Annotated in this window: 27 protein-coding genes; 17 read left to right on the forward strand and 10 right to left on the reverse strand. The window is 70.0% G+C overall.

The window, feature by feature from the left end:
- Positions 1-411 precede the first annotated feature (411 nt).
- The 7 genes from ccrA to pssA all read left to right on the forward strand — a co-directional run bounded on the left by ccrA (position 412) and on the right by pssA (position 8169).
- Entirely contained in the window at positions 412-1749 is a 1338-nt protein-coding gene (ccrA, locus tag OG714_RS11345; RefSeq protein ID WP_406131784.1) for a crotonyl-CoA carboxylase/reductase, read from the forward strand.
- A gap of 17 nt (positions 1750-1766) precedes the next feature.
- The gene (locus OG714_RS11350) at positions 1767-3806 is read left to right on the forward strand and encodes a protein meaA (RefSeq protein WP_406120215.1); all 2040 of its coding nucleotides are present in this window, start codon (positions 1767-1769) and stop codon (positions 3804-3806) included.
- Complete coding sequence (locus tag OG714_RS11355) at positions 3803-4774, forward strand: HpcH/HpaI aldolase/citrate lyase family protein (RefSeq protein WP_406120216.1); 972 nt, start codon at positions 3803-3805, stop codon at positions 4772-4774. Before OG714_RS11350 ends, OG714_RS11355 begins: the two co-directional genes overlap by 4 nt.
- Positions 4775-4778: 4 nt before the next feature.
- Positions 4779-5291 carry a MaoC family dehydratase gene (locus OG714_RS11360; protein WP_033279386.1) on the forward strand — a complete coding sequence of 171 codons (513 nt, stop codon included), beginning with the start codon at positions 4779-4781 and terminating at the stop codon, positions 5289-5291.
- A gap of 2 nt (positions 5292-5293) precedes the next feature.
- Positions 5294-6499, forward strand: a complete 1206-nt coding sequence (locus OG714_RS11365) for an acyl-CoA dehydrogenase family protein (protein ID WP_365307088.1) — start codon at positions 5294-5296, stop codon at positions 6497-6499.
- A gap of 169 nt (positions 6500-6668) precedes the next feature.
- Complete coding sequence (locus tag OG714_RS11370; RefSeq protein WP_366094923.1) at positions 6669-7325, forward strand: phosphatidylserine decarboxylase; 657 nt, start codon at positions 6669-6671, stop codon at positions 7323-7325.
- A gap of 22 nt (positions 7326-7347) precedes the next feature.
- On the forward strand, positions 7348-8169 hold the full coding sequence (gene pssA / locus OG714_RS11375; RefSeq protein WP_363096127.1) for a CDP-diacylglycerol--serine O-phosphatidyltransferase: 822 nt from the start codon (positions 7348-7350) through the stop codon (positions 8167-8169).
- 85 nt (positions 8170-8254) lie between these two features.
- Here the strand turns inward: pssA and OG714_RS11380 are convergent, their stop codons facing one another.
- Entirely contained in the window at positions 8255-9373 is a 1119-nt protein-coding gene (locus OG714_RS11380; RefSeq protein WP_406131785.1) for a glycerate kinase, read from the reverse strand.
- Between the two features lie 217 nt (positions 9374-9590).
- On the opposite strand from OG714_RS11380, the gene OG714_RS11385 reads away from it, so the two are divergent.
- The gene (locus OG714_RS11385; RefSeq protein ID WP_406120217.1) at positions 9591-10667 is read left to right on the forward strand and encodes an ADP-ribosylglycohydrolase family protein; all 1077 of its coding nucleotides are present in this window, start codon (positions 9591-9593) and stop codon (positions 10665-10667) included.
- Here OG714_RS11385 and OG714_RS11390 read toward each other — a convergent pair.
- Positions 10664-11683, reverse strand: coding sequence for an NAD-dependent epimerase/dehydratase family protein (locus OG714_RS11390; RefSeq protein WP_406120218.1), 1020 nt, complete (start codon positions 11681-11683; stop codon positions 10664-10666). The two genes, OG714_RS11385 and OG714_RS11390, sit on opposite strands and share 4 nt — an antisense overlap.
- 134 nt (positions 11684-11817) lie before the next feature.
- Between OG714_RS11390 and OG714_RS11395 the strand changes: the two genes are divergently transcribed.
- A complete protein-coding gene (locus OG714_RS11395) occupies positions 11818-12384 on the forward strand; it encodes a TetR/AcrR family transcriptional regulator (RefSeq protein WP_406120219.1) in 567 nt (188 codons plus the stop codon).
- On the opposite strand, the gene OG714_RS11400 is transcribed toward OG714_RS11395, so the two are convergent.
- Positions 12353-13252 carry an SDR family NAD(P)-dependent oxidoreductase gene (locus OG714_RS11400; RefSeq protein WP_406120220.1) on the reverse strand — a complete coding sequence of 300 codons (900 nt, stop codon included), beginning with the start codon at positions 13250-13252 and terminating at the stop codon, positions 12353-12355. The two genes, OG714_RS11395 and OG714_RS11400, sit on opposite strands and share 32 nt — an antisense overlap.
- A 108-nt stretch (positions 13253-13360) precedes the next feature.
- Here OG714_RS11400 and OG714_RS11405 point away from each other — a divergent pair, with 108 nt between their 5' ends.
- Together OG714_RS11405 and OG714_RS11410 are read left to right on the forward strand one after the other, a co-directional pair.
- Positions 13361-14251 carry a helix-turn-helix transcriptional regulator gene (locus tag OG714_RS11405; RefSeq protein ID WP_406120221.1) on the forward strand — a complete coding sequence of 297 codons (891 nt, stop codon included), beginning with the start codon at positions 13361-13363 and terminating at the stop codon, positions 14249-14251.
- A complete protein-coding gene (locus OG714_RS11410; RefSeq protein WP_406120222.1) occupies positions 14251-14748 on the forward strand; it encodes an NUDIX domain-containing protein in 498 nt (165 codons plus the stop codon). The genes OG714_RS11405 and OG714_RS11410 overlap by 1 nt, the downstream gene beginning before the upstream one ends.
- A gap of 223 nt (positions 14749-14971) precedes the next feature.
- Here the strand turns inward: OG714_RS11410 and OG714_RS11415 are convergent, their stop codons facing one another.
- The gene (locus tag OG714_RS11415; RefSeq protein ID WP_406120223.1) at positions 14972-15172 is read right to left on the reverse strand and encodes a DUF2191 domain-containing protein; all 201 of its coding nucleotides are present in this window, start codon (positions 15170-15172) and stop codon (positions 14972-14974) included.
- Positions 15173-15258: 86 nt separating this feature from the next.
- Here OG714_RS11415 and OG714_RS11420 point away from each other — a divergent pair, with 86 nt between their 5' ends.
- Together OG714_RS11420 and OG714_RS11425 are read left to right on the forward strand one after the other, a co-directional pair.
- The gene (locus OG714_RS11420; RefSeq protein ID WP_406120224.1) at positions 15259-15570 is read left to right on the forward strand and encodes a hypothetical protein; all 312 of its coding nucleotides are present in this window, start codon (positions 15259-15261) and stop codon (positions 15568-15570) included.
- A 52-nt stretch (positions 15571-15622) separates the two neighbouring features.
- A complete protein-coding gene (locus OG714_RS11425; RefSeq protein ID WP_406120225.1) occupies positions 15623-16348 on the forward strand; it encodes an SIR2 family NAD-dependent protein deacylase in 726 nt (241 codons plus the stop codon).
- Here the strand turns inward: OG714_RS11425 and OG714_RS11430 are convergent.
- Positions 16338-17108, reverse strand: coding sequence for a class I SAM-dependent methyltransferase (locus OG714_RS11430; RefSeq protein WP_406120226.1), 771 nt, complete (start codon positions 17106-17108; stop codon positions 16338-16340). The two genes, OG714_RS11425 and OG714_RS11430, sit on opposite strands and share 11 nt — an antisense overlap.
- A 173-nt stretch (positions 17109-17281) precedes the next feature.
- On the opposite strand from OG714_RS11430, the gene OG714_RS11435 reads away from it, so the two are divergent.
- Entirely contained in the window at positions 17282-18589 is a 1308-nt protein-coding gene (locus OG714_RS11435) for a sensor histidine kinase (protein ID WP_406120227.1), read from the forward strand.
- A complete protein-coding gene (locus OG714_RS11440; protein WP_406120228.1) occupies positions 18586-19218 on the forward strand; it encodes a response regulator in 633 nt (210 codons plus the stop codon). The genes OG714_RS11435 and OG714_RS11440 overlap by 4 nt, the downstream gene beginning before the upstream one ends.
- 62 nt (positions 19219-19280) lie before the next feature.
- On the opposite strand, the gene OG714_RS11445 is transcribed toward OG714_RS11440, so the two are convergent.
- Together OG714_RS11445 and OG714_RS11450 are read right to left on the reverse strand one after the other, a co-directional pair.
- Complete coding sequence (locus OG714_RS11445) at positions 19281-19766, reverse strand: methylated-DNA--[protein]-cysteine S-methyltransferase (RefSeq protein ID WP_406120229.1); 486 nt, start codon at positions 19764-19766, stop codon at positions 19281-19283.
- Positions 19767-19794: 28 nt separating this feature from the next.
- Complete coding sequence (locus tag OG714_RS11450) at positions 19795-21261, reverse strand: AlkA N-terminal domain-containing protein (RefSeq protein ID WP_406131786.1); 1467 nt, start codon at positions 21259-21261, stop codon at positions 19795-19797.
- Between the two features lie 178 nt (positions 21262-21439).
- Here OG714_RS11450 and OG714_RS11455 point away from each other — a divergent pair, with 178 nt between their 5' ends.
- Positions 21440-22726, forward strand: coding sequence for an aminotransferase class I/II-fold pyridoxal phosphate-dependent enzyme (locus tag OG714_RS11455; RefSeq protein ID WP_406120230.1), 1287 nt, complete (start codon positions 21440-21442; stop codon positions 22724-22726).
- A 112-nt stretch (positions 22727-22838) separates the two neighbouring features.
- Entirely contained in the window at positions 22839-23225 is a 387-nt protein-coding gene (locus OG714_RS11460) for a luciferase family protein (RefSeq protein ID WP_327400211.1), read from the forward strand.
- Positions 23226-23249: 24 nt separating this feature from the next.
- On the opposite strand, the gene ppk2 is transcribed toward OG714_RS11460, so the two are convergent.
- From ppk2 to OG714_RS11475, 3 genes are all read right to left on the reverse strand, one after another.
- Positions 23250-24140 (reverse strand): polyphosphate kinase 2, encoded by an 891-nt coding sequence (gene ppk2 / locus OG714_RS11465; RefSeq protein ID WP_406120231.1) that lies wholly within the window; start codon positions 24138-24140, stop codon positions 23250-23252.
- A gap of 70 nt (positions 24141-24210) precedes the next feature.
- A complete protein-coding gene (locus tag OG714_RS11470; RefSeq protein ID WP_406120232.1) occupies positions 24211-24444 on the reverse strand; it encodes a hypothetical protein in 234 nt (77 codons plus the stop codon).
- Positions 24445-24461: 17 nt separating this feature from the next.
- A complete protein-coding gene (locus OG714_RS11475; RefSeq protein WP_406120233.1) occupies positions 24462-25616 on the reverse strand; it encodes an anion permease in 1155 nt (384 codons plus the stop codon).
- Positions 25617-25758 lie beyond the last annotated feature (142 nt).

Genomic DNA, 25758 nt, shown 5'->3' on the forward strand with positions numbered 1-25758 from the left:
CTGTGATGACGGCCACCCCACGGGGTGGCCGTTTTGGCATGTCAGAGCAGGTTTTCAGGCACCTTTCCGACCCCGTTCGATCGATCATCGCTCATTTGTTACGTAAAGATTTCACCTGAGAGCGATTCATGGCACTCGGTGCCTTGCGAGGTGACACGCAGTGTCATACGTTGAAGGTGTCCGGGCGGCCGGCGTACAGAGACCTTTCGTACGTCGGCTGTCCCCGCAACCCACCACTGGGATGCGCGCCCGGACGCCTGCGTCACAGGCAACCTCCCGCGCCACAAAGCGCTGCCGAAGCACCACCCGCCGAACCGACGGCACCTCAGCACCCACCCTCAGCAGCAGCACCGACGTAACCATCGGCGCCCCTCCCTCAGGGCGCACTTCGCCGGAGGCAATACCGTGACCGTGAAGGACATCCTCGAAGCGATCCAGTCGCCGGACTCGACTCCGGCCGACTTCGCCGCCCTGCCGCTCCCCGAGTCGTACCGCGCGATCACCGTGCACAAGGACGAGACGGACATGTTCGCGGGCCTCACCACCCGCGACAAGGACCCCCGCAAGTCGATCCACCTGGACGACGTCCCGGTGCCCGAACTGGGCCCGGGCGAGGCCCTGGTGGCCGTGATGGCCTCCTCGGTCAACTACAACTCCGTGTGGACCTCGATCTTCGAGCCGATGGCGACCTTCGGCTTCCTGGAGCGCTACGGCAAGCTCAGCGAGCTCACCAAGCGGCACGACCTGCCGTACCACATCATCGGCTCCGACCTCGCGGGCGTCGTCCTGCGCACCGGCCCCGGCGTGAACGCCTGGAAGCCCGGTGACGAGGTCGTCGCGCACTGCCTGAGCGTGGAGCTGGAGTCGAGCGACGGGCACAACGACACGATGCTCGACCCCGAGCAGCGCATCTGGGGCTTCGAGACCAACTTCGGCGGGCTGGCGGAGATCGCGCTCGTCAAATCCAACCAGCTGATGCCCAAGCCGGGCCACTTGTCGTGGGAGGAGGCCGCCGCCCCGGGCCTGGTGAACTCCACCGCCTACCGGCAGCTGGTCTCCCGCAACGGCGCCGGCATGAAGCAGGGCGACAACGTCCTGATCTGGGGCGCGAGCGGCGGACTCGGCTCGTACGCCACGCAGTTCGCGCTCGCGGGCGGCGCCAACCCCATCTGTGTCGTGTCCTCGCCCCAGAAGGCCGACATCTGCCGGGCGATGGGCGCCGAGGCGATCATCGACCGCACCGCCGAGGACTACAAGTTCTGGGCCGACGAGCACAACCAGAACCCGCGCGAGTGGAAGCGGTTCGGCAAGCGCATCCGTGAACTCACCGGCGGCGAGGACGTGGACATCGTCTTCGAGCACCCCGGCCGCGAGACCTTCGGCGCAAGCGTTTACGTCACCCGCAAGGGCGGCACGATCGTCACCTGCGCCTCGACCTCCGGGTTCAACCACGAGTACGACAACCGCTACCTGTGGATGTCCCTGAAGAAGATCGTGGGCTCGCACTTCGCCAACTACCGCGAGGCCTGGGAGGCCAACCGGCTGGTCGCGAAGGGCAAGATCCACCCGACGCTCTCCCGCGTGTACTCCCTGGAGGAGACCGGGCAGGCCGCCTACGACGTCCACCGCAACCTCCACCAGGGCAAGGTCGGCGTCCTGTGCCTCGCCCCCGAGGAAGGCCTGGGCGTCCGCGACGAGGAACTGCGCGCCAAGCACATCGACGCGATCAACCGCTTCCGGAACATCTGAGGGCTGAGGTCCAGTACATGACTGAGCGCCAGAAAGACCGTCCGTGGCTCATGCGCACGTACGCCGGTCACTCCACGGCCGAGGCGTCCAACGAGCTGTACCGGCGCAACCTCGCCAAGGGCCAGACCGGTCTGTCGGTCGCGTTCGACCTGCCGACGCAGACCGGCTACGACTCCGACCACATCCTCGCCCGCGGCGAGGTCGGCCGGGTCGGCGTGCCGATCGCGCACCTCGGTGACATGCGCAGGCTGTTCCAGGACATCCCCCTGGACCAGATGAACACCTCGATGACGATCAACGCCACCGCCATGTGGCTGCTGGCGCTCTATCAGGTAGTCGCCGAGGAGCAGGGCGTCGACATCACCCAGCTCCAGGGGACGACCCAGAACGACATCGTCAAGGAGTACCTGTCGCGGGGCACGCACGTGTTCCCGCCGGTTCCCTCGCTCCGGCTGACGACCGACATGATCTGCTACACGGTCAACCACATCCCCAAGTGGAACCCGATCAACATCTGCAGCTACCACCTCCAGGAGGCCGGGGCCACCCCGGTCCAGGAGATCGCGTACGCGATGTCCACCGCGATCGCCGTCCTGGACGCGGTGTTCGCGTCCGGCCAGATCCCCGAGGACCGCAGGGGCGACGTCGTCGCCCGCATCTCCTTCTTCGTGAACGCGGGCGTCCGCTTCATCGAGGAGATGTGCAAGATGCGCGCCTTCGGCCGCATCTGGGACGAGATCACCCGCGAGCGCTACGGCATCGAGAACCCGAAGCAGCGCCGGTTCCGCTACGGCGTCCAGGTCAACTCACTCGGCCTGACCGAGGCGCAGCCGGAGAACAACGTCCAGCGGATCGTGCTGGAGATGCTGGCCGTGACGCTGTCGAAGGACGCACGCGCGCGTGCCGTGCAACTCCCGGCGTGGAACGAGGCGTTGGGCCTCCCCCGCCCCTGGGACCAGCAGTGGTCGCTGCGCATCCAGCAGGTCCTCGCGCACGAGAGCGACCTGCTGGAGTACGCGGACATCTTCGAGGGCTCGCACGTCATCGAGGCGAAGGTCGCCTCCCTGGTCGAGGAGTCCCTCGCGGAGATGGACCGTATCGAGGAGATGGGCGGCGCGATGGCCGCCGTCGAGTCGGGCTATCTGAAGTCGCAGCTCGTCTCCTCGCACGCCGAGCGACGGGGCCGTATCGAGTCCGGTCAAGAGAAGATCGTCGGCGTCAACATCTTCAACACGACCGAGCCCAATCCCCTCACCGCCGACCTCGACACGGCGATCCAGACGGTCGACCCGGCCGTCGAGGCCCAGGTCATCGAGGCGTTGCAGCACTGGCGGGACACGCGCTACCAGCCGCCGTTCAACCACCCGCGCCCGTGCAAGGCGCTGGAGCGGCTGAAGGAGGCCGCCAAGGGCACCGGCAACCTCATGGAGGCCACCCTGGAGTGCGCTCGCGCCGGTGTCACGACCGGCGAGTGGGCCGGGGCCCTGCGGGAGGTGTTCGGCGAGTTCCGGGCGCCCACGGGCGTCTCGTCGGCGCCGGTGGCGGTGCCCGCCGAGGAGGGCTCGGCGATGGCCGGGGTGCGCCGGAAGGTGGACGTGACGGCGCGCGAGATGGGTGTCGGCAAGCTGCGCTTCCTGGTCGGCAAGCCGGGCCTGGACGGGCACTCCAACGGCGCCGAGCAGATCGCCGTACGCGCGCGTGACGCCGGCTTCGAGGTGGTGTACCAGGGCATCCGGCTGACCCCGGAGCAGATCGTGGACGCGGCCCTCGCCGAAGACGTGCACGCGGTGGGTCTGTCCATCCTGTCCGGCTCGCACGCCCAGCTGGTGCCGGACGTGCTCGAACGGCTCCGTGTGGCCGGTGCCACAGACATACCTGTCATCGCCGGTGGGATCATCCCCAATGGTGACGCCGAACAGCTGCGGGCCGCCGGAGTCGCGGCGGTCTTCACACCGAAGGACTTCGACATCACCGGAATCATCGGCCGCATCGTCGACGAGATCCGGAAAGCGAACAAGCTCGACCCTCTGCTCGACCCCTTGGAGGTCCCCGCATGACCACGCCCGCCCCCGTCAACCGGCTTCGCCCGCGGCGCTCCTGTCTCGCGGTCCCCGGGAGCAACCCGCGCTTCCTGGAGAAGGCGCAGGGTCTCCCCGCCGACCAGGTCTTCCTGGACCTGGAGGACGCGTGCGCGCCGCTCGCCAAGCCCGAGGCGCGGCACACCATCGTCAAGTTCCTCAACGAGGGCGACTGGACGGGCAAGACGCGGGTCGTGCGCGTCAACGACTGGACGACCGAGTGGACGTACCGCGATGTCGTCACGGTCGTCGAGGGCGCGGGGCAGAACCTCGACTGCATCATGCTGCCGAAGGTGCAGACGGCCCAGCAGGTCGTCGCCCTGGATCTGCTGCTGACGCAGATCGAGAAGACGATGGGCTTCGAGGTCGGCAAGATCGGCATCGAGGCGCAGATCGAGAACGCCCAGGGTCTGAACAACGTCAACGAGATCGCCACGGCGTCCCAGCGGGTCGAGACGATCATCTTCGGCCCGGCCGACTTCATGGCGTCGATCAACATGAAGTCGTTGGTCGTCGGCGAGCAGCCGCCCGGGTACCCGGCGGACGCCTACCACTACATCCTGATGAAGATCCTGATGGCCGCCCGCGCCAACAACCTCCAGGCGATCGACGGCCCTTACCTCCAGATCCGCAACATCGACGGCTACCGCGCGGTCGCCCAGCGCGCCGCCGCGCTCGGCTTCGACGGCAAGTGGGTGCTGCACCCGGGCCAGGTCGAGGCGTCCAACGAGATCTTCTCGCCGTCCCAAGAGGACTTCGACCACGCCGAGTTGATCCTGGACGCGTACGACTACTACACGTCCGAGGCGGGCGGCAGGAAGGGCTCCGCGATGCTCGGCGACGAGATGATCGACGAGGCCAGCCGCAAGATGGCGCTCGTCATCTCGGGCAAGGGCCGGGCCGCCGGCATGGAGCGCACCTCCAAGTTCGAAGCCCCGGAGGCCTGAGACCATGCAATTCGGACGCACCTACGAGGAGTTCGAGGTCGGCGCGGTCTACAAGCACTGGCCCGGGAAGACGGTCACGGAGTACGACGACCACCTCTTCTGTCTCCTGACGATGAACCACCACCCGCTCCACATGGACGCCAACTACGCCGAGAACACGACGGACTTCGGCAAGAACGTGGTGGTCGGCAACTACATCTACTCGCTGCTGCTGGGCATGTCGGTACCGGACGTGTCGGGCAAGGCGATCGCCAACCTGGAGGTCGAGTCGCTGAAGCACGTGGCGCCGACCTTCCACGGAGACACGATCTACGGCGAGACGACGGTCCTCGACAAGACGCCCTCCAGGTCGAAGAACGACCGCGGGATCGTGTACGTCGAGACCAAGGGCTACAAGCAGGACGGCACGCTGGTCTGCGTGTTCCGCCGCAAGGTGATGGTGCCGACCGAGACGTACATCAAGGAGCGCGGCGGCGAGCAGCCCGGCCGCCCCCAGCTCAAGGAGCAGGAGAAGTAGCCATGGCGCGACTCGCCCAGACCGCCGGTCTCACCGACATCCAGCGGGAAATCCTGTCCACCGTCCGCGACTTCGTGGACAAGGAGATCCTCCCGGTCGCCACCGAGCTGGAGCACCGCGACGAGTATCCGCAGCAAATCGTCGACGGGCTCAAGGAGTTGGGCCTCTTCGGCCTGATGATCCCGGAGGAGTACGGCGGCCTGGGCGAGTCCCTGTTGACGTACGCCCTGTGTGTGGAGGAGATCGCGCGCGGGTGGATGTCCGTGTCCGGCATCATCAACACCCACTTCATCGTGGCCTACATGCTCAAGCAGCACGGCACGCAGGAGCAGAAGGACCACTTCCTGCCGCGCATGGCGGCCGGTGACATCCGGGGCGCCTTCTCGATGTCGGAGCCGGCGCTGGGTTCGGACGTCTCCGCCATCACGTCGAAGGCGGTGAAGGACGGTGACGAGTACGTCCTGACCGGCCAGAAGATGTGGCTGACGAACGGCGGTACGTCGTCACTTGTCGCCGTTCTCGTGCGAAGTGACGAAGGACACCCGGAGGGCACCGCGCCCCACAAGTCGATGACGACCTTCCTGGTGGAGAAGGAGCCCGGTTTCGGTGAGGTCCGGCCCGGTCTCACGATCCCCGGGAAGATCGACAAGATGGGCTACAAGGGCGTCGACACCACCGAGTTGATCATGGACGGCCTGCGGATTCCGGCCGACCGGGTCCTCGGCGGCGGGACCGGCCGAGGTTTTTACCAAATGATGGACGGAGTCGAGGTGGGCCGCGTCAATGTGGCGGCGCGTGGCTGCGGTGTCGCTCAGCGTGCCTTCGAACTGGGCGTCTCGTACGCGCAGCAGCGTCACACCTTCGGGAAGCCCATCGCCCAGCACCAGGCGATCCAGTTCAAGCTCGCGGAGATGGCTACCAAGGTCGAGGCCGCCCATGCGATGATGGTCAATGCGGCACGCAAAAAGGACTCCGGGGAACGAAACGACCTTGAGGCAGGGATGGCGAAGTACCTCGCCTCCGAGTACTGCAAGGAGGTCGTCGAGGACGCGTTCCGGATCCACGGCGGGTACGGCTTCTCCAAGGAGTACGAGATCGAACGCCTCTACCGCGAGGCGCCGATGCTGTTGATCGGCGAAGGTACCGCCGAAATCCAGAAAATGATCATCGGGCGCAGGTTGCTCGAAGAGTATCGATTCCAGGGCTGATTGTCCGTTTCGGGGTGTTTTCATCGAGAAGAAGATCACACCCCGTCAACGCTCCTCAGCCGCCGACTCGGCTTCCTGGCTTGCCCAGTTGTGGCCCGCGACCGGTACGATCCCGGGAAAGCCGCCGTCCCCCGTTACAGCGCGGCATCATCCGCTACGAAGGTCATCCATGCCCCACAGCCAAACCTCTGCACCACGCGACAGCCTGGCAGGCGTACGCCTCGCGCGCGGAGCATCGCCGTGGCTCCTGCCGACCGTCGCCACCGCAGCCCTCAGCCTGGTACGTGCGCGCAAGTCCGGCGCCGCCAAGGTCGTGGCCGTACCCGCCACCGCGCTCGCGGCGGGCATGCTGTGGTTCTTCCGCGACCCCGAGCGCGAGATCACCCAAGGCCGGGTCATCTCGCCCGCCGACGGTGTGGTGCAGAGCATCATGCCGTGGAAGGACGGCCGCACCCGCGTCGCCATCTTCATGAGCCCGCTGAACGTCCACGTCAACCGCGCGCCGCTCTCCGGCACGGTGACGTCGGTCGAGCACATCCCGGGCGGTTTCGTTCCCGCGTTCAACAAGGAGAGCGAGAACAACGAGCGGGTCGTCTGGCACTTCGACACCGAGCTCGGTGACATCGAGATGATCCAGATCGCCGGCGCCGTCGCCCGCCGCATCGTCCCCTACGTCCCGCAGGGCACGAAGGTCGAGCAGGGCGAGCGCATCGGACTGATCCGCTTCGGTTCGCGCGTCGACATCTACCTCCCCGAGGGTGTCGACGTGGACGTGGAGGTCGGTCAGAAGACGGTGGCTGGGGTGACTCGCATTGACCGTGGTTGATCCGGAGACACAGACGGGCTGGGTGCCCGAGGCCGATGAGGTGGACGACGAGGAGGAGATGCCTCTTTCTCTCCGCCTCTCAATAGCGGACACCCTCACCCTCGGCAACGCCACCTGCGGCTTCATGGCGGTGTACTTCACCACCACCGGCATCCTGATCCCGCACCTGACGGGCAACGACGAGTCGACCGGCATGGCCCGCCACAGCGCGGCCACCGCGGTCATCCTGATGCTGTGCGCGGCGGTCTTCGACCTCTTCGACGGCCTCGTCGCCCGCAAGCTGCGCTCCTCCCCCATGGGCGCGGAGCTGGACAACCTGTCGGACCTGATCAGCTTCGGCCTCGCGCCGGCGTACTTCGTCCTCGTCTACGGCATGGTCGCCGACGACGCGCACCAGAGAGTGGCCGCGGTCGGCGCGATCGTGGTGCTGCTGGCGGTGGTGCTGAGACTGGCCCGCTTCTCGTGCGTGACGCCACCGAACGGCATGTTCCAGGGCATGCCCTCCCCCTTCGGTGCGCTGACGGTGGTCTCGATCGTGCTGCTGGAGCTGCCCTTCGCGGCGACGCTCATGGCGATCCTCGGTACCGCCTGGCTGATGGTGAGCCGGGTCGAGTACCCGAAGCCGCGGGGCCGCCTCGCGGTCGCGATGCTCGCCTGGATCGTCCTGTCGATGGGCCTGTTGGCATCCTGGGCGTTCGACGCCCCGGGCGGCCAGCTGCTCCTTCAGACGGGCTGTGCGCTCCAGCTGGTCATGGGCGCGGTGATCCCGCTGTTCGCGACGGCCCGCCGGGTGAACAACTTCCGCGGCAACAGGCGTGAGGCGCGAGCCGCACAGCTTCCGTAGCGGTCGTAGAACGCGCGTTGTAGTACGACACGAAGGGCCCCGAGCCACTTGGCTCGGGGCCCTTCGGCGTTCCTCGGGGTGGGGATCAGACCAGGAAGTCGCGTGCGATGTTCTCCGCCACGCGCTCCAGGATCGGGCCCGCGTCCGCGATGCACTTCACGACGTCCGGCTCGATCGACGTGAGGGGGTACGCGCGGCGGATGCCGGCGTGGCCCAGGGACTGCGGGGGCAGGGCGAGGCGGCCGCAGACGGCGACGACCTCCTTGCCCTCGGCGCGGGCCGCCGCGGCGACGCCTGCCGGAGCCTTGCCGTGGAGGGTCTGTTCGTCGAGGGAGCCTTCGCCGGTGATGACGAGCGTGGCGCCCTCCAGGGCGGCGGCGAAGCCGAGGACGTCGAGCATGACCTCGATGCCGGGGCGGAAGCGGGCGCCGAGGAGGAGCGCGCCGTAGCCGATGCCGCCGGCGGCGCCCGCGCCGGGTGCGGCGGCGTACTCGGCGGCCTTGGCGCCGATCGCCTCCTCCAGGACCTTCGCGTAGTGCCCGAGGGCCGCGTCGAGGGCGTCCACGTCGTCCGGCGCCGCACCCTTCTGGGGGCCGTAGACCGCGGGGGCGCCCTTGGGGCCGGTGAGCGGGTTGTCGACGTCGCTCGCGAGGACGAGGTCGACGGTGGTGAGGCGCGGGTCGAGGCCGGTGAGGTCGGCCGAGGCCAGGTCGGTCAGGCCACCGCCGCCCGGGGACACCGGTTCGCCCTCCGCGTCCAGGAAGCGGGCGCCGAGCGCGGAGAGCATGCCCGCGCCGCCGTCCGTGGTGGCGCTGCCGCCGACGCCGAACACGATGGTGCGGGCGCCCGCGTCGAGCGCGGCCCGCAGCAGTTCGCCGGAGCCGTACGTCGAGGAGGTGAGGGGGGCGAAGACGCCCTTGGGCAGGCGTTGCAGCCCGCTCGCCTCGGCCATCTCCACGACGGCCGTGTCGCCGCGTACCGCGAAGGCCGCGGTGACCTCGTCGCCGAGGGGCCCTGCGACCCGTATCTCCCGTCGCTCGAAGCCCGCCGCGACGGCCGCGTCCACCGTGCCGTCGCCGCCGTCGGCGACCGGCATCGCCTCGACCTCCAGATCGGGTACGACCCGGCGCAGCCCGGCCGTCACCCGCTCGGCGACCTGCACGGCCGTCAGCGACCCCTTGAACTTGTCCGCGGCGATGAGCACCCTGTGGGTGCCCCTCTGTGCAGCGTTCGCCACCTTGCGATCCCCTTGCTCTACGGGCCCCCGCGTATTTCCGGGGCCAGTCGCGCCGCTGCGACCTTAACCGGCGGACGCCCACGCCGTCATGCTCCGACCGAACCCTGGGACCGGCCTACGAGTGCCCTGTGCGGACCGGTCCAACCCCGCGCGGTCACCCCCTCGAATCGGGTAGACCGGTCCTATGACCCCTGTGGGCAGTGAGCCAGAGCTCGCGGACCGCATTCTCGGGGGCTGGCTGGGCCGGATCGCGGGCAACATGCTCGGCAAGCCGGTCGAGCAGGGCGACCTGTGGACGCGCGACCGCATCGACCGCTATCTCCGGCAGGCCGCCGCCCTGCCGCTGACCGACTACCTCCCCGAGCCGGCCGACGAGTCCGACGGCTTCGAGCTGCGCCCCGAGTGGCAGCGGTGCGTGCGCGGCCGGATCCACGGCAGCTGCCGTGACGACGACGTCGACTACGCCATCCTCGGCCTCGACCTCCTGGAGACCCACGGCTTCGCCTTCAGCACCGAGCAGGTCGGCGAGCTGTGGCTGCGGAGACTGCCGTACCTCCAGACCTTCACGGCCGAGCGCGCCACGTACCGCAACCTCGCCAACGGCCTCAAGCCGCCGCTGACGGCGACGCACGACAACCCGTACCAGGAGTGGATCGGCGCCCTGATCCGCGCCGACATCTACGGCTGGACGAGCCCGGGTGACCCGCGTCGCGCGTCCCAACTGGCGCGCAAGGACGCGGTGTTGTCCCACTCCGGGAACGGTGTCTACGGCGCGATGTGGGCCGCCGCTCTCGTCTCGGCGGCGTTCACCGCGCCGAGCGTGCGGCACGCGCTGGACACGGCGCTGACCGTGATCCCGCCGGGCTGCCGCCTCGCGCGGACCGTGCGCCGGGTGCTCACGCTGCACGAGACCCGGATGACCTGGGAGGACACGCTCACCACGCTGTCCGAGGAGACGGCGGGGCTCGGCTGGATCCACACGATCCCGAACGCGGCCGTCCTCACCGCCGGACTCCTGTACGGCGACGGCGACTTCACCCGCACCATCACGCTGACCGTCCGCGGCGGCCTGGACACCGACTCGAACGGCGCGACGGCCGGTTCGGTCGCCGGGGTGCTGACCGGCGCGGACGCGATCCCGGCGCAGTGGAAGGACCCGTTGGAGGACACCGTGCGCAGTGCGGTGTTCGGTTTCGACGGGGCGCGGATCAGTGAACTGGCCGCGCGGACCGTGCGGTTGGCCGAGGCCGCCGACGCCTAGACGGCACCCTGCGCGATGAGGCTCCGGGCGCAGTCGAGGACGGCTTCCCGGGCCGGGCGCGGTTCCCAGCCGAGGACGCGGCGCGCCTTCTCGGTGCTGTGGCGGTTGCGGCGGCCGAGCGCGGGGGTGATCTCGCGCAGCGACGGGTCCCGGAAACGGGCGGCGAGACGGACGGCGAAGTCCGGGAGGCGGCGCGTGGAGACGGTACGGCCGTGCTCGCCGAGGCCCTCGCGCAGGGTGCGCGCGATGTCCTCCATCCACACGAACTCCCCGGTGGCCAGGAAGCGTTGACCGGCGGCCTCCGGTGAGGTCATCGCCCGGATGTGGACGTCGACCAGGTCGCGGACGTCCACGACTTCGAGGCCGATGCGGGGGACGCCGGGCATCTTCCCGCTCACCATGCGCGCGATGATGCCGACGGAGCCCATGTTCGCGGTGGTGAGGACCGGTCCAAAGACCGCGCCGGGGAGCACGGTGGTCAGCTCGGTCGGACCGTCGTGGTCGCGCATGAAGTCCCAGGCCGCGCGCTCGGCCAGGGTCTTCGAGCGGCGGTAGGGGATGAGGGTCGGGTCGTCTGGATCGGTCCACAGCGACTCGTCGGTGACGCCTTCGGAGGCGTACGACGAGGGGCTCGCGGCGTTCGCGGCCGAGGTCATCACCACGCGTCGTACGCCCGCCTCGGTGGCCGCGCGCAGAACGCGCAGCGCTCCGCCACGGGCCGCGGCGATCAGGGCCTCGGGGTCGTCCGAGGCGGCGCCGAGCGGGGAGGCGACGTGCAGGACGAAGTCGACGCCCTTGAGCGCGGCGTCCCAGCCCTCGTCGGCGGTGAGGTCGGCGACGGCGAAGCTCAGCCGTCCGGCGGGGTCGACGACGGTCACGACGGCGTCGGTGACCGCTCGCTCCTTGCCCGGGGCGCGGACGGTCGTACGGACGTCGTAGCCGCGGCGGAGCAGTTCGGCGATGCACCAGCCTGCGATGTAGCCGCTGCCTCCGGTGACGAGGACGAGTTCGGGCATGACGGTGCTCCCTGCGGTGTCGGGTGGGGATGTGCCAGAATGAAGAACGAAACGGAGGCCCCTCCGGTACATCCACCAACGTACCGGAGGACCCTCCGCTTAGCAATCCGACACCCGACGGACGGCCCGCACCCGTGAACCCGAAACCGACCCGCCGCGACGCCCTCGACAACCGGGAGCGCATCCTGACCGTTGCCCGACAGGCGATAGCCGCGTCGAGCGGTGCGTCAAACGGCGCGTCCCTCACCGCGATCGCCAAGGAGGCGGGCGTCGGCATCGGGACGCTCTACCGCCACTTCCCCACCCGGGAGGCGCTGATCCTGGAGCTGTACCGCCACGACATACAGCACCTGATCGACCGCGCGCCGGTGCTCCTCGCAGAGCATCCGCCGCTCATGGCGCTACGCCTCTGGTTTGACGAGGTCGCCCACTACGGGAGGCTCAAGTTCGGCGTCGCGGAGGTCATCCACGCGGCGACCGACGGTGGCGCGGACGACGAGTACTTCGCGCCCTTCGTGGCCGCAATTGCCGTACTGCTGAAGGCGGGAGCGGCCGACGGGTCGCTCAAGTCCGGGCTCGATCCGGAGGACGTGCTGCTTCAGCTGAGCGTGCTGTGGCGGCTCGATCCGGCGCGGGGTGGGGAGGCGCGGGCCGGGCGGATCCTGGACCTCATCGTGGACGGGCTGCGGACGACTCCGTAGGCGTCATGCCGTCGAACGCCTCCGCCGTCACACCGAACGCCCGTAGCACCAGCCTGTCCCGTAGTCCGTCCGGCAGGAAGCGCAACAGAGCGAGGGCACGGCCGTCCTTGCCGGTGGTGGTGAGGGTCGCGGGACGGCGGGCGGTCAGGGCGCGTACGACGGCGTCGACGGCCGGGGTGACCGGGCCGAGCGGCTGGCGGGCGGCTGTCGTTCGTACGGCGTCCAGGGCGCGGGCGTAGTGGCGCCGGGTCTCCGGTGAACCGGCCGAGCCCATCTCCGAGTTCGCCTTGTCCGCCGTGGCGAAGATGGGGGTGTCCATGGCGCCGGGTTCGACGAGGGCGACCTTGATGCCCTGGTGGCGCAGTTCCGCGCGCAGGGAGTGGGTGAGGGCGGCGAGGGCTGCCTTGGAGGCGGCGATCGGGCCGAAGAACGGCGGCGGGACGCGGGCCGAGACGGCGCCGACGTTCACGATCCGGCCGCCGGACGCCCGTAGCGCGGGCAGGAAGGCGCGGATGACGGTCGCCTGACCGATCACGTTGATCTCGAACTGGCGGCGCCACGCCTCGGTGGGGGTCAGTTCGACGGGGCCCTGGCCCATGATCGCGGCGCTGTTCACGAGCCCGTCCAGACGGGGGCCGACCTGGTCGGCCGCTGCCATGACGGAATCCTCGTCGGTCAGTTCTAGGCGTACGGGAGTGAAGCCGGCGTCCCGGAGCGTTTCCGCGTCCGCGGGGCGGCGGTGGGCGGCGTACACGGTCCAGCCGTCGGCGTGCAGGGCGCGGGCGACCGCGGAGCCGACGCCGCCGGTGGCGCCGGTGGCGCCGGTGACCAGGACGGTGCGGGGATGGGACAGGGACAGCTCAGCCACAAGGGCCGCCTTTCAGCTGGGAGTTGAGACCACCAGGGACCTTCGGTTCCGGTGTCCCTTCCACCCTGCGCCGGGTGGCGGCCCGGTTGAAGAGTGCAGAATTTACTGGTGCCGCCGACACCACCACCAGAAGCCGAAGAACCACCAGAGGCGAAGGAGCCGCCAGAGGCCAAGGATCACGGCCGCAAGGCCCTCGCCGCCTTCCTGCGGTCCCGCCGCGAGCGCGCCGACCCGGCGGAGACGGGGCTGCCACCCGGTGGCCGCCGCCGCACCCCGGGGCTGCGGCGCGAGGAGGTCTCGCTGCTCTCCGGTGTGAGCCTGACCTGGTACACCTGGCTGGAGCAGGGCCGCGACATCAACGTCTCCCCGCAGATCCTGCTCGCCCTGACCCGCGCGTTGCAGTTGGACGACGTGGAACGGGCGCACCTGTTCCGGCTGGCGGGCCGGCCTGCCCCCGAGCCGGCCGAGCGGTCCCTCCAAGTCCCGGACGCCGTACGGGCGTTCATGGACACGCTGATGCCGAACCCCGCCTTCGTCATCGACCGCTGCTTCGACGTCCTGGCCTGGAACCGGGCCCAGGAAGCGATCCTCGGCCCCGCCCTCCTCGACCGGCCGCGCCGCGAACTCAACAGCGCCTGGCTGCTGTTCAGGGAACCGGGCATCCGTGCCCTGATGCCCGAGTGGGAGGCGGAGACGGAGTGGATGGCGGGCCTGCTGCGGCAACAGGCGGCGTACGAACTGGACAACCCGCGCTTCGCGGAGCTGATCGACGAACTAGTCACCACCAGCCCGCACTTCGCACGCCTGTGGGAGGCGCACGAAGTGGTGGAGTTCCGCTCCTCGCTGCGCCGTTACCACCACCCTCTCGCGGGTGACATCGAGGTGTCGTTCGTACGGCTCGCGGTGCAGGAGGCGCCCTGGTTGAGCCTGGTCTGTCACTTCCCCGAGCCGGGCAGCCAGTCGGAGAGGCGGCTGCGCGGGCTGGTTACCCTTCCCTGATGACCACCACGACAGACTTCGCCACGTATCTCGCGGGCCTCCCCCGCATTCTCGCCGGGGCCGCCGCCCTGTTCCGCGACACCGAGGGCCAGGTCCTCCTCGTCGAGCCCAACTACCGTGAGGGCTGGGCCCTTCCGGGCGGCACGATCGAGTCCGACGACGGCGAGACGCCACGCCAGGGCGCACGCCGCGAGACCTTGGAGGAGATCGGCCTCGACGTCGAACTCGGCCAACTGCTCGCCGTCGACTGGGTCTACCACGGCCCGGAGTACCCGCCGTTGGTGGCCTACCTCTACGACGGCGGAGTCCTCACCGCGAACGACCTCAAGTCCATCCAGCTCCAGGAGGAGGAACTGTTGTCGTGGCGACTCGTCCCACGCGAGGAACTCACGGAGTATCTGCCGGGTTCGCTGGGGCTTCGGGTGCTGGTCGCGCTAGATGTGCTTGGGGAGGGGGCGGGGACTGCGGAGTTGGAGAACGGGAAGCGGGTGGGCTGACGAGGAGGAGCGCCGGGAGCGATCGGCTGACGTGGGTCGGAGCGCCGGGGCGGATCGGTTCACGTGGGGCGAAGCGCCGGGGCGCGTCGGCTTACGCCGGGCGGAAGGCCGAGGGCGGGCCGAGCAGATGACGCTGGGCGACTGGGCCGGGAGCAGGTGAGGTCGATAACGCCGGGGATGGCCAGGCAAGTTGGCCAACTTCGGCCGCCCGGCCCCGCGGCGCTCAGCCCTCGACTTCCCGGGGTTTCGCGTCCACCTCGCGCAGCGCGTCGTCGCGGGTCTGGGCCCTGGCCTCCGTGCGGTGGCCGCGTTCGATGTAGTCGCGGACGACGAGTTCGACGGCGTCCTGCGGGTTGCCCACGCCTGCGAGCACCATGACTTCCACGACGAGAGCCGCGTCGAGCGAGACGGTCACCTTGGCCATGCGCGGACGGTAACATCCGCCGCCGCGCCCCGGACATCCGGACGAGACCGAGACCGAGATCGAGACCGAGGAACAACTCCCCGTTGATGACGAGCACTTCCTCCTCTGACAATGACCGCGGCTGCCTGCGCATCCTCCTCGCCGTTCCCCTCGTGCTGCTCACCCTTGTCGCCGTGTCCTGTTGCTGGGTGGCGCTGACCATCCGTCCGTCCGGCTCCTGGGACGACGACGCGTACGCCGGCGTCGCTCTCGCGTGTGTGCTCGCCATCGGGGCCGCCGGTGCGGTGGTGGGGGTGTGGCTGCTGCCGTCCGTGCGGCGGGTCATGGGGTGGTGGTGGGTGGGGCCGGCCGTCGTGTCGGGCGTGGTCTCGGTGATCTGGTACGTGGCGGTCGGCTGACCCCGCGATATCCACTCGCCGCGCCCGACCCCATCGACCTACCCTCGGCTGCATGAGCAAGCCTCTTGTCGCCCTTCTCAGTGGGGCGGGTATCTCGACGGACTCCGGAATCCCCGACTACCGCGGCCCCAACGGCCTCTGGCGCAAGGACCCCGAGGCCGAGAAGCTCGTCACCTACGAGTACTACATGGGCGACCCGGAGATCCGGCGCCGGTCCTGGCAGATGCGGCGGAAGAACCGCGCCCTCCAGGCCGAACCCAACACCGCGCACCGGGCCGTCGTAGAACTGGAGAAGTCCGGTGTACCGGTGCGGGTCATCACGCAGAACGTCGACGGGCTGCACCAGCTCGCCGGGCTGCCCGCCCGCAAGGTGCTCGAACTGCACGGCACCGCACGGGAGTTCAAGTGCACCGGATGCCATGTGCGCGGGCCGATGGAGGATGCCCTCGCGCGGGTGGACGCCGGGGAGGACGATCCCGCCTGCCTGGAGTGCGGCGGGATCCTGAAGTCCGCGACCGTCTTCTTCGGTGAGCGGCTCGACCCCGTCGTCCTCGGTGGGGCCGTCGCCATCACCAAGGCCTGCCAGGTGTTCATCGCCGTGGGCAGCAGCCTCCAGGTCCACCCCGCCGCCGGGCTCGCCGGTGTCGCCGCCGACCACGGGGCACGACTGGTCATCGTCAACGCCGAGGCGACCCCGTACGACGACCGTGCCGACGAGGTCGTACGGGAGCCGATCGGGACGGCGTTGCCGCGACTGCTGGACGGGCTCAGCGGGTGAGCCGGAGTTTGGACTGGCCGTGCGGGAGTTGTTCCCAGTCCTCCATGAAGTGGGCTTTCAGGCCGTGTCGGGCAGCCAGCGCGACGAGGGTCTCGGTGCGGTAGTAGAAGTCCTCGCGCAGCACGTGGTGTTCCTCGCCCTCCGTGCGGTCGAAGGTGAAGTCGAACCAGCCGCCCGGCGCCAGGACACGGCCGACGTTGGCCAGGCACTCCTCGATGACCGGGAGCGGCGAGTGCGAGAACACGCTGTGCGCGTGGACGACGTCGAAGTGCGCGTCGGGCAGGAAGCGCAGGGCCAGGTCGGGTACGGGGGTGAGGACGGGGAGGCGTTTCTGCAGGCCCATCTCCACGACCGTGTCCTGCGCGGCGGCCAGGATGTCCGGGGAGATGTCGATGCCGTAGTAGTGCCCGGGGTCGAGGTGGCGGATGAAGCGCCAGCCGCCGCGCAGGTTTCCGCAGCCGATCTCCAGCATGCGGTGCTCGGGGCGCAGGCCGTGGCCGAGGAGGTAGTCGAACTGCATCGCGCCCAGCGCCAGCCAGCGTTCGCGGCTCGCGCTGCCGACCGCCGCGTCCGGATCGGCCCGGGTGTCGGAGCGCATCACGGCGCGGTAGTAGGAGACGTGGTCCGGGTGGCGGTGGCGCAGCCAGGCGTCCCGGGTGGCCCGGGCCAGGTGGCGGGGCACGCGGTCGGGGTGGCGCAGGGCGTAGGCGATGCGGTGGCCGAGGGCGGCGCGGTTGGCGGTGAGGTTCTTGGTGGGCACGGATCGTCGCCTTTCCGAATTCCGAGGTGGGTGGCGGGTGTTGATGCCAGCCTCGGTGCGGTGGCAGGGTGTCCGGCTCGGTCAAGGGGCGGTGATCCGGGGGCGATTCGGGCGATCGGGATGTCAGCCGATCGGTTGATGCGCCGTCCCGTCCGTCGCGTTAGACACGGAGGATGGGACACACGGCACAACGGAGGACTGGCCCCGCGGAACAACAGAGGACGGGACGCATCGATCCGGACGAACGGCTGTTGCCCGCGGTGGTGCACGCCGCGTTCTTCCTGCTGCTCGGCTCCTCGTTCGCGCGCTTCCTGACCCGCGACCAGGGTGGGGCGCGCACCGGCTGGGTGGTGGCGCTGTACGCGGTCTTCTGTCTGCTGTACGTCCTCGGGCAGTTCCTGGCGCCGGCACCGCGCCCCGGTTCCGCGCCCACCACGCGTCATCTGGCCTGGCTGGGTTCGGTGTCCCTCGTCTGGACCGTGCTGCTCGCCCTCGCGCCGAGTGCCACCTGGTGCGCGATGCCCCTGCTGTTCGCCGGTCTGTACGCGCTGCCCCCGCGGTTCGCGGTGCCGCTGGCCGCCGTACTCACCGCGCTCGTCGTCGCCTCCGAGATACGGGTGGCTGACGGCACGCTCAACCCGAACATGGTCGTCGCCCCGCCGGCCCTCGCGGCGGTCGCCACCGCCGTACTGGTGCAGTTGCAGCGGCAGGCGGCCCGGCAGCGCGTCCTGATCGACGATCTGGTCCGCACCCGCCGCGACCTCGCCGCGACCGAACGGCGGGCCGGTGTCCTGGCGGAACGGCAACGGCTGGCCGCGGAGATCCACGACACCGTCGCGCAGGGCCTGTCCAGCCAGCGGATGCTGTTGCAGGCCGCCGAGCGGGTGTGGCGGACGGACCCCGACGCGGCCCACGGGCACATCATCGAGGCCGCCGCGATCACCTCCCGCGGCCTCGCCGAGGCGCGCCGGTTCGTCCACGACCTGGCACCGGCCGACCTCGTCGAGCACTCCCTGCCGGCGGCGCTGGGTGCGCTCGCCGAGCGGGAGAGCGGTCCGGGTCTGACGGTAGAGTTCCGGCTCGACGGCGATCCGGGCCCGCTGCCCGAGCGGGCCTCGGCGGCGCTGTTGCGCATCGCCCAGGGCGCGTTGGCCAACGTGCGCGAGCACGCGGCCGCCACCCGGGCCGCGTTGACCCTGACCTGCCTGGACGACCAGATCTCCCTCGACGTCGCCGACAACGGCCGCGGTTTCGACGCCGCCTCTCCCCCGGTCGCCGTGCCCGGCCGGGCACGCGGCCACGGGCTGCCCGCGATGCGGATCCGGGCCCGGCAGTCCGGCGGCACGCTGAGCGTGGAGTCGGCCCCCGGCGAGGGCACGGTCGTGTCGGTCGCCGTACCTGTCGCACCAGTCGTAACTGCCGCACCAGTCACACCCGTCGCGTCTGTCGTCCGTGATCCCCGTGAGGAGCCCGTCCCGTGAACACACCGGTACCCGTACGTCTGCTGCTGTGCGACGACCACGCCGTCGTACGGGCCGGACTGCGCGCGCTGCTGTCCAGCGCCGACGGCATCGAGGTGGTCGGTGAGGCGGGCAGCGGCGAGGAGGCGCTCGCCCTGGCCGCCCGGGTCCGTCCCGACGTGGTGCTGATGGACCTCCAGCTCGGCGACGGCATGGACGGCGTGACGGCCACCAGGAAACTGACCGCCGGTGAGGGCCCGCGTGTCCTCGTCCTCACCATGTTCGACACCGACGCCGACATCACCCGCGCCGTCGAGGCGGGCGCCACGGGCTACCTCCTCAAGGCCGAACGCCCCGAGGAACTGTTCACCGCGATCCACAGCGCCGCATCCGGCCGTACGGCACTCTCGGCACCGGTCGCCGACCGCCTCATGGCCCGGATGCGCAGCCCGCACCCCACGCTGTCCGAGCGCGAACGCGAGATCCTCGGCCAGCTGTCCCGTGGCCTGGGCAACCGGGAGATCGCCCGGACCCTGTTCATCAGCGAGGCGACGGTCAAGACGCATCTCGGGCGGATCTACGGCAAGTTGGGGGTGGAGACGCGGTCCGGAGCGGTGGCCGTCGCCAAGGAACGACGGCTGCTGTCATGACAGCCCAGCATCTCAACATCCCAACACCATTGGCACGAGGGGCACTTGGAGAACTTGGGGTATTAGAAGAGCGCCGCCCCGCTCTCGAAGTCCAGCAGCCGCTGCTTGCGGTCGAGGCCGCCGCCGTAGCCCGTGAGGCTGCCGTTCGCGCCTACGACGCGGTGGCAGGGGACGATGATCCCGATGGGGTTCTTGCCGTTGGCGAGGCCCACCGCGCGGGAGGCGCCCGGGTTGCCGAGGGCGTCGGCGAGGTCGCCGTAGGAGCGGGTCTCGCCGTAGGGGATACGGCGGAGCTGGTCCCAGACGGTGCGTTGGAACGGGGTGCCGTGCAGGTGGAGTTGGAGGGTGAACTCCTTCAACTCGCCCGTGAAGTACGCCTGTAGTTGGGCGGTCGCCTCGGCGAAGGGGGTGTCGTCGGGGGTGCCGAAGTTCTCCTCCGGGGGGCGGTGGCGCTGGTCGACCATGTAGAGGCCGCAGAGGGCGCCATCGTCGTCGGCGACGAGGGTCAGCGGGCCGTAGGGGCTGTCGATCACCGTGTGGTGCTTCATTACCTTGGCTTTCCTTGTCCGAATGCCCTTATACCGGCAGGAAGTTGATCGGGTGGCCGTCCGTCGCCCACAGGTACTGGACCGCGTACGCCCGCCAGGGTCGCCAGGCCGCCGCGCGGGCGGTGAGGGCCGCCGGGGTCGACGGGAGGCCCAACTCCTGGGCGGCGCGGCGGATTCCGAGGTCGGTGGGGAGGAAGGCGTCGGGGTCGCCGAGGGCGCGCATGGCGATGGCGTCGGCCGTCCAGGGGCCGAAGCCGGGGAGGGAGAGGAGTTGGGCGCGGGTTTCCGCCCAGTCGCTCTCCACCCCCAAGTGGAGCGCGCCGTCCGCCAGTTGGCCCACCAGCGTGGTGAACGTCGTGCGGCGGGTGCGGGGCATCGCCAGTGTTTCCGGGTCCACCGCCGCCAGCGCCTCGGGGGACGGGAAGAGGTGGGTCAGGCCGCCCTCGGGGTCGTCGACCGGTTCGCCGTGCGCGGCGACCAGGCGGGCCGCGTGGGTGCGGGCCGCCGCGGTGGAGACCTGCTGGCCGAGGACGGCCCGTACGGCGAACTCCGCCTCGTCGACCGTGCGCGGCACCCGTCGGCCCGGCGCCTTGTCCACCAGCGGCGCCAGCACCGGATCCGTACGCAACTGGTCGTCCACCGCGACCGGATCGGCGTCCAGGTCGAGCATGCGGCGGCAGCGGCTGATGGCCACCGGCAGGTCGCGCAGGTCGCTGAGGGTGAGGCGGCAGGCGATGTGGTCGGACTTGGGAGTGAGGGACGCGATGCCGTGGCCGTAGGGGAGGCGGAGGGTCCGGCGGTACGCGCCGGCGCGCCACTCCTCCACGCCCGGTACGGCGGTCGCCGCCAGGTGGCCGAAGAGGTTGTCGGGGTTGAGCGGGGCGCGGAACGGCAGGCGGAGTGTGAGCGTGCCGGGGGTCAACACGGTCGTCTTCGGGCGCCTGTTGCGCAGCTCGCTCGGGGAGAGGGCGAAGACGTCGCGCACGGTGTCGTTGAAGGTGCGGATCGAGGAGAAGCCGGCGGCGAAGGCGATCTCCGCCATCGGGAGGGCGGTCGTCTCGATCAACAGCCGTGCAGTCTGGGCACGTTGGGCGCGGGCCAGCGCGAGGGGGCCGGCGCCGAGTTCGGCAAGGAGCTGGCGTTCGATCTGCCGGGTGCTGTAGCCGAGGCGGGCGGCGAGGCCGGGGACGCCCTCGCGGTCCACGGTTCCGTCGGCGATCAGGCGCATCGCGCGGGCCACCAGGTCGGCCCGCTGGTTCCACTCCGGGGAGCCGGGGCTGGTGTCCGGGCGGCAGCGCTTGCAGGCCCGGAAACCCGCCTGCTGGCAGGCCGCCGCGCTCGGGTAGAACGTCATGTTCTCCGGCTTGGGCGGGACGACCGGGCAGCTGGGCCGGCAGTAGATGCGGGTGGTCAGGACGGCCGTGAAGAACCAGCCGTCGAAGCGCGCGTCCTTGGACTGGACCGCGCGCACACAGCGCTCCGTGTCGGTGTGCATCCCGTTCTGCATACGTCCAGCATCCGATACGGCGCGGGCCGGGGCTGGCGGGAATCCGACGTCAACCTCGCGTGGCCTGCTCCCCTCCCAGGTCACCACGCGTCCGAGGGACGCACAGGGGGACGAAGGGGGGTTACGCGTTTGTGGTGTGACCCCGGGCTTTGTAGCGTCGACCTCCGTGACCCCTCCCGCACCTGCGCACAGCGCCGACTCCCTCCCGGCCCGTCTCGACGCGGCCCGGAGCGACTACGAAGTCCTCCTCACGAAGAAGCTGTCGCTCGACCTGACCCGCGGCAAGCCCTCCGCCCGTCAGCTCGACCTGGCCGCCGAGCTGCTCTCGCTGCCCGGCGACCGCTACACCGCCGCCGACGGCACGGACTGCCGCAACTACGGTGGCGCGGACGGGCTGTTGGAGCTCCGGCAGATCTTCGCCGGGTTCCTCCAGGTCCCGGCCGGGCAGCTGCTCGCCGTGGGCAACTCCAGCCTGGAGCTGATGCACGACTGCCTCGTGCACGCGCTGCTCGGCACGCTGCCCGGGGCCGCACGCCGCTGGGCGGACGAGGAGCGGATCGCGTTCCTGTGCCCTGTCCCCGGGTACGACCGGCACTTCGCGCTGTGCGAGCGCTTCGGCATCGAGATGATCCCGGTGCCGATGACCGCCGAGGGCCCCGACATGGACGCGGTGGAGCGGCTGGTCGCCGAGGACCCCGCCGTGAAGGGCATCTGGTGCGTGCCCAAGTACAGCAATCCGGACGGGACTTGCTACAGCGACGAGACCGTACGGCGACTCGCCGCCATGCCGACGGCCGCGCCCGACTTCCGGATCTTCTGGGACAACGCCTACGCCGTGCACCACCTCACCGACGAGGAGGTGGAGATCGCCGACCTGTTGGCCGCCTGCGCACACAGCGGGCACCCGGACCGGGCCTTCGTCTTCGGGTCCACCTCGAAGATCACACTGGCCGGTGCGGGCGTGGCGTTCTTCGGCTCGTCCCCCGCCAACGTGGCCTGGCTGCGCGGTTGCAGCGCCAAGCGTTCCATCGGCCCGGACAAGGTCAACCAGCTGCGGCACGTGATGTTCCTGCGCGACGCCGACGGGGTGCGCGATCACATGCGCAAGCACCGTGAGCTGCTGCGGCCCAAGTTCGACACCGTGCTGCGCATCCTCACCGAGCGGCTCGGCGGCACCGGCCTCGCGACCTGGTCCACGCCCAAGGGCGGCTACTTCATCACCCTCGACGTGCCCGACGGGTGTGCCGGCGAGGTGGTGCGCCGCGCGGCCGACGCCGGGCTCGCGCTGACACCGGCGGGCGCCACGCATCCGTACCGCGACGACCCCAGGGACCGGACGATCCGGATCGCCCCCTCCTTCCCGGACGCCTCCGAGATCGAGGAGATCATCGAGGGAGTGGCGACCTGCGTACGGCTGGTGGGCTACGAAAAGCTTGCGTCCGAGCGGAGTTGACCCGGTTCGGGTACCGCCCGCCGGACGCTCTCCAGGTGTGCGGAACCTCACGCCCCGGTTACGAATCGCTCAACCTCTGGTTGCGAAGCGGTGCGCAGTCCACGATGGGCACATGACCCTGGCCGAGCGAGCCATGCAGCGCCTGGAAGGCTGGCGCGACCTCAGCGCGGTCCCGGCCAGTTGCGGTACGGGGCGGGCGCTGCGGTCCGCCCACAGCGAGATCGTGCACTTCCACTCCGACCACGATGTGGACCTGCATCTCACGGTCGGGGCCATCCTCCGGTTCCACCACGACCTCAGCGAGTCGACCGCGATCCGGATCATCCCGGGCTCCCGCTGGGTGACCGTCCACCTGGACTGCGAGACGGACGTCGACCTGCTGCTGAGCCTGGTCAGCGTCGCCCTCAAGGCACACGCGGGCGGACCCCCGTCCGGGAGCCCGCCCGCGACCGGCTGCAACTTCCACCGGGTGACCCTCGTGCCGCGAGACGGCGACTAGGACCGGTCCAAAAGGGCCCGGTCCCTAGAACACCGCCGCCGTGTCGTCCTCCCCCTCCTCCAGCAGGTTCGCCGCGGCGCCGACGATGCGGGGGTCGGGGCTGCCGACCACCTCCTCGTCCTTGTCGGCGTAGTCGAAGCGGGCCAGCACGCTGCGCATGGCCTCGACCCGGGCCCGCTTCTTGTCGTTGCTCTTCACCACGGTCCAGGGCGCGTGCTCGGTGTCGGTCTCCCGGAACATGGCGACCTTGGCGGCCGTGTAGTCGTCCCAGCGGTCCAGGGACTCCAGGTCCATCGCGCTGAGTTTCCACTGCCGTACGGGATCCACCTGGCGGATCGTGAAACGGGTGCGCTGTTCACCCTGTGAGACGGAGAACCAGAACTTGATCAGGTCGATGCCGTCGTCCGCCAGCATCCGCTCGAACAGCGGGGCCTGGCGCATGAAACGGCGGTACTCGTCGTCCGAGCAGAACCCCATCACGCGCTCCACGCCCGCCCGGTTGTACCAGGACCGGTCGAACAGCACGATCTCGCCGGCGGTCGGCAGATGCTGGACGTAGCGCTGGAAGTACCACTGACCGCTCTCGCGCTCGCTCGGTTTCTCCAGGGCCACCACGCGGGCGCCGCGCGGGTTCAGGTGCTCGGTGAACCGCTTGATCGTGCCGCCCTTGCCGGCCGCGTCGCGCCCCTCGCAGACGATGACGAGCCGGCGTCCGGTCTCCTTGACCCAGCGTTGCAGTTTCAGCAGTTCTATCTGCTGGAGCCGCTTGTGCCAGTCGTACTCCTTGCGCTCCATCCGCTGTTCGTACGGGTAGTTCTCCCGCCAGGTGTCCACCGTGCTGCCGTCGGGCCGCACCAGCACCGGGTCGTCGGCGTCGGTGTAGTCGACCCGCAGCCCGGTCAGCAGTTCGGTCATCCCGGCCTCCTCTCAAGGGGGTTCAGTGGCTCAGAGGTGATCGGTGGTGATCCGTGGTGATCCGTCGCGCTCAGTGGAACTGCGGCACGATCAGATAGATGCCGTACGCCACGACAGCCGCACACGCGAGAAAGCACAACCCCGCCTGCGTCAGCCCGAGGGCGTGCGTGCCGCCGTCCACCTCGCGGGCGGCCTCGACCCGGGCGAGGCCGAGGATGCCCAGCGCGAAGACGGCGACCACGCCGACGGTCACTCCGACACTCACCGCGAAGACCTCGCCGAGGGCGTTCCAGTCCACACTCATCAGTCGACTCCCTTGACTCAGGCGGCCGTACGGACGTCCGTGGACGCCTCGCCGCGGATGGTGACCTCGTGGGTCTCGTTGACGTTGTTCGCGTGCACGGGGTTGCGGCGCGAGGCGACCACGATGAACAGGGCCACGGCGGCGGCGATCAGCGCGATCAGGGCCGTACCGAGGTTGCCGCCGTGCTTGACGACGGTCGCGGAGAGGCCGCCGACCAGAGCCGCCGCCGGCAGGGTGACCAGCCAGGCGATGACCATGCGGCCGGCCGTTCCCCAGCGCACCTCGGCCAGGCGCCGGCCCAGACCGGCGCCCAGGATGCCGCCGGAGCAGACCTGCGTGGTGGACAGCGCGAAGCCCAGGTGGGCGGAGGTGAGGATGACGGTCGTGGAGGCGGCCTCGGCCGCGAAGCCCTGCGGGGACTGGATGTCGGTGAGGCCCTTGCCCATCGTGCGGATGATGCGCCAGCCGCCGATGTAGGTGCCCAGGCCGATGGCGAGTCCCGCCGCGGTGATGACCCACACCGGCGGACCGGCGTCGTGGCCGAGCGCGCCCACCGAGATCAGGGTCAGGGTGATGACGCCCATCGTCTTCTGGGCGTCGTTCGTGCCGTGCGCGAGGGAGACCAGCGAGGCCGAGGCGATCTGGCCGAGCCGGAAGCCCTTGGTGACCGAGTCCTTGCGGGCGCGGGCGGTGATCTTGTAGGCGAGGTAGGTGGCGAGGAGAGCGGCGATCCCGGCCACGAGCGGGGAGGCCACCGCGGGGATCAGGATCTTCTCCACGACCTTGTCGAAGTGGACGCCGTTGGCGCCCGCGCCGACCCAGACGGCGCCGATCAGGCCGCCGAACAGGGCGTGCGAGGAACTGGACGGCAGTCCCAGCAGCCAGGTCAGGAGGTTCCAGAGGATCGCCCCGACGAGTCCCGCGAAGATCATCCCTGGCGTGACCAGGGTGTCGTCGACGATGCCGCCGGAGATCGTCTTGGCGACCTCCGTGGACAGGAATGCGCCGACGAGGTTGAGGGCTCCGCTGATCAGAACCGCCGTTTTGGGCTTCAGCGCCCCGGTGGCGATGGACGTCGCCATCGCGTTGGCGGTGTCGTGGAATCCGTTGGTGAAGTCGAAGGCCAAGGCCGTGACGATGACGACCGCCACGAGGAACGTGATGTGGTCCATCGTTCGATGGAAGCAACCGAAGGCGTACATTCGGCCAACCGGAGGCCAAATCGAGGCATGGCCCGTGCAACGCCGGTGTGCACACGCCGCTCTCCGCTCCTCGCTCACCCCTTCTTCCACGGCACGCACACACTTCCCTCTC

Source organism: Streptomyces sp. NBC_00989, assembly GCF_045162655.1.
GTDB lineage: Bacteria > Actinomycetota > Actinomycetes > Streptomycetales > Streptomycetaceae > Streptomyces.

Bases quoted from the DNA above. Each gene is read 5' to 3' on its own strand.
- OG714_RS11450 (WP_406131786.1), bottom strand. From the start codon at position 21,261: ATGCACACCGACACGGAGCGCTGTGTGCGCGCGGTCCAGTCCAAGGAC.
- OG714_RS11410 (WP_406120222.1), top strand. From the start codon at position 14,251: ATGACCACCACGACAGACTTCGCCACGTATCTCGCGGGCCTCCCCCGC.
- OG714_RS11350 (WP_406120215.1), top strand. From the start codon at position 1,767: ATGACTGAGCGCCAGAAAGACCGTCCGTGGCTCATGCGCACGTACGCC.
- OG714_RS11435 (WP_406120227.1), top strand. From the start codon at position 17,282: ATGGGACACACGGCACAACGGAGGACTGGCCCCGCGGAACAACAGAGG.
- ppk2 (WP_406120231.1), bottom strand. From the start codon at position 24,140: ATGACCGAACTGCTGACCGGGCTGCGGGTCGACTACACCGACGCCGAC.
- OG714_RS11420 (WP_406120224.1), top strand. From the start codon at position 15,259: ATGACGAGCACTTCCTCCTCTGACAATGACCGCGGCTGCCTGCGCATC.
- OG714_RS11470 (WP_406120232.1), bottom strand. From the start codon at position 24,444: ATGAGTGTGGACTGGAACGCCCTCGGCGAGGTCTTCGCGGTGAGTGTC.
- OG714_RS11365 (WP_365307088.1), top strand. From the start codon at position 5,294: ATGGCGCGACTCGCCCAGACCGCCGGTCTCACCGACATCCAGCGGGAA.
- OG714_RS11390 (WP_406120218.1), bottom strand. From the start codon at position 11,683: ATGCCCGAACTCGTCCTCGTCACCGGAGGCAGCGGCTACATCGCAGGC.
- OG714_RS11370 (WP_366094923.1), top strand. From the start codon at position 6,669: ATGCCCCACAGCCAAACCTCTGCACCACGCGACAGCCTGGCAGGCGTA.
- OG714_RS11445 (WP_406120229.1), bottom strand. From the start codon at position 19,766: ATGAAGCACCACACGGTGATCGACAGCCCCTACGGCCCGCTGACCCTC.
- OG714_RS11460 (WP_327400211.1), top strand. From the start codon at position 22,839: ATGACCCTGGCCGAGCGAGCCATGCAGCGCCTGGAAGGCTGGCGCGAC.
- OG714_RS11425 (WP_406120225.1), top strand. From the start codon at position 15,623: ATGAGCAAGCCTCTTGTCGCCCTTCTCAGTGGGGCGGGTATCTCGACG.
- OG714_RS11415 (WP_406120223.1), bottom strand. From the start codon at position 15,172: ATGGCCAAGGTGACCGTCTCGCTCGACGCGGCTCTCGTCGTGGAAGTC.
- OG714_RS11360 (WP_033279386.1), top strand. From the start codon at position 4,779: ATGCAATTCGGACGCACCTACGAGGAGTTCGAGGTCGGCGCGGTCTAC.
- OG714_RS11385 (WP_406120217.1), top strand. From the start codon at position 9,591: ATGACCCCTGTGGGCAGTGAGCCAGAGCTCGCGGACCGCATTCTCGGG.
- OG714_RS11475 (WP_406120233.1), bottom strand. From the start codon at position 25,616: ATGGACCACATCACGTTCCTCGTGGCGGTCGTCATCGTCACGGCCTTG.
- OG714_RS11355 (WP_406120216.1), top strand. From the start codon at position 3,803: ATGACCACGCCCGCCCCCGTCAACCGGCTTCGCCCGCGGCGCTCCTGT.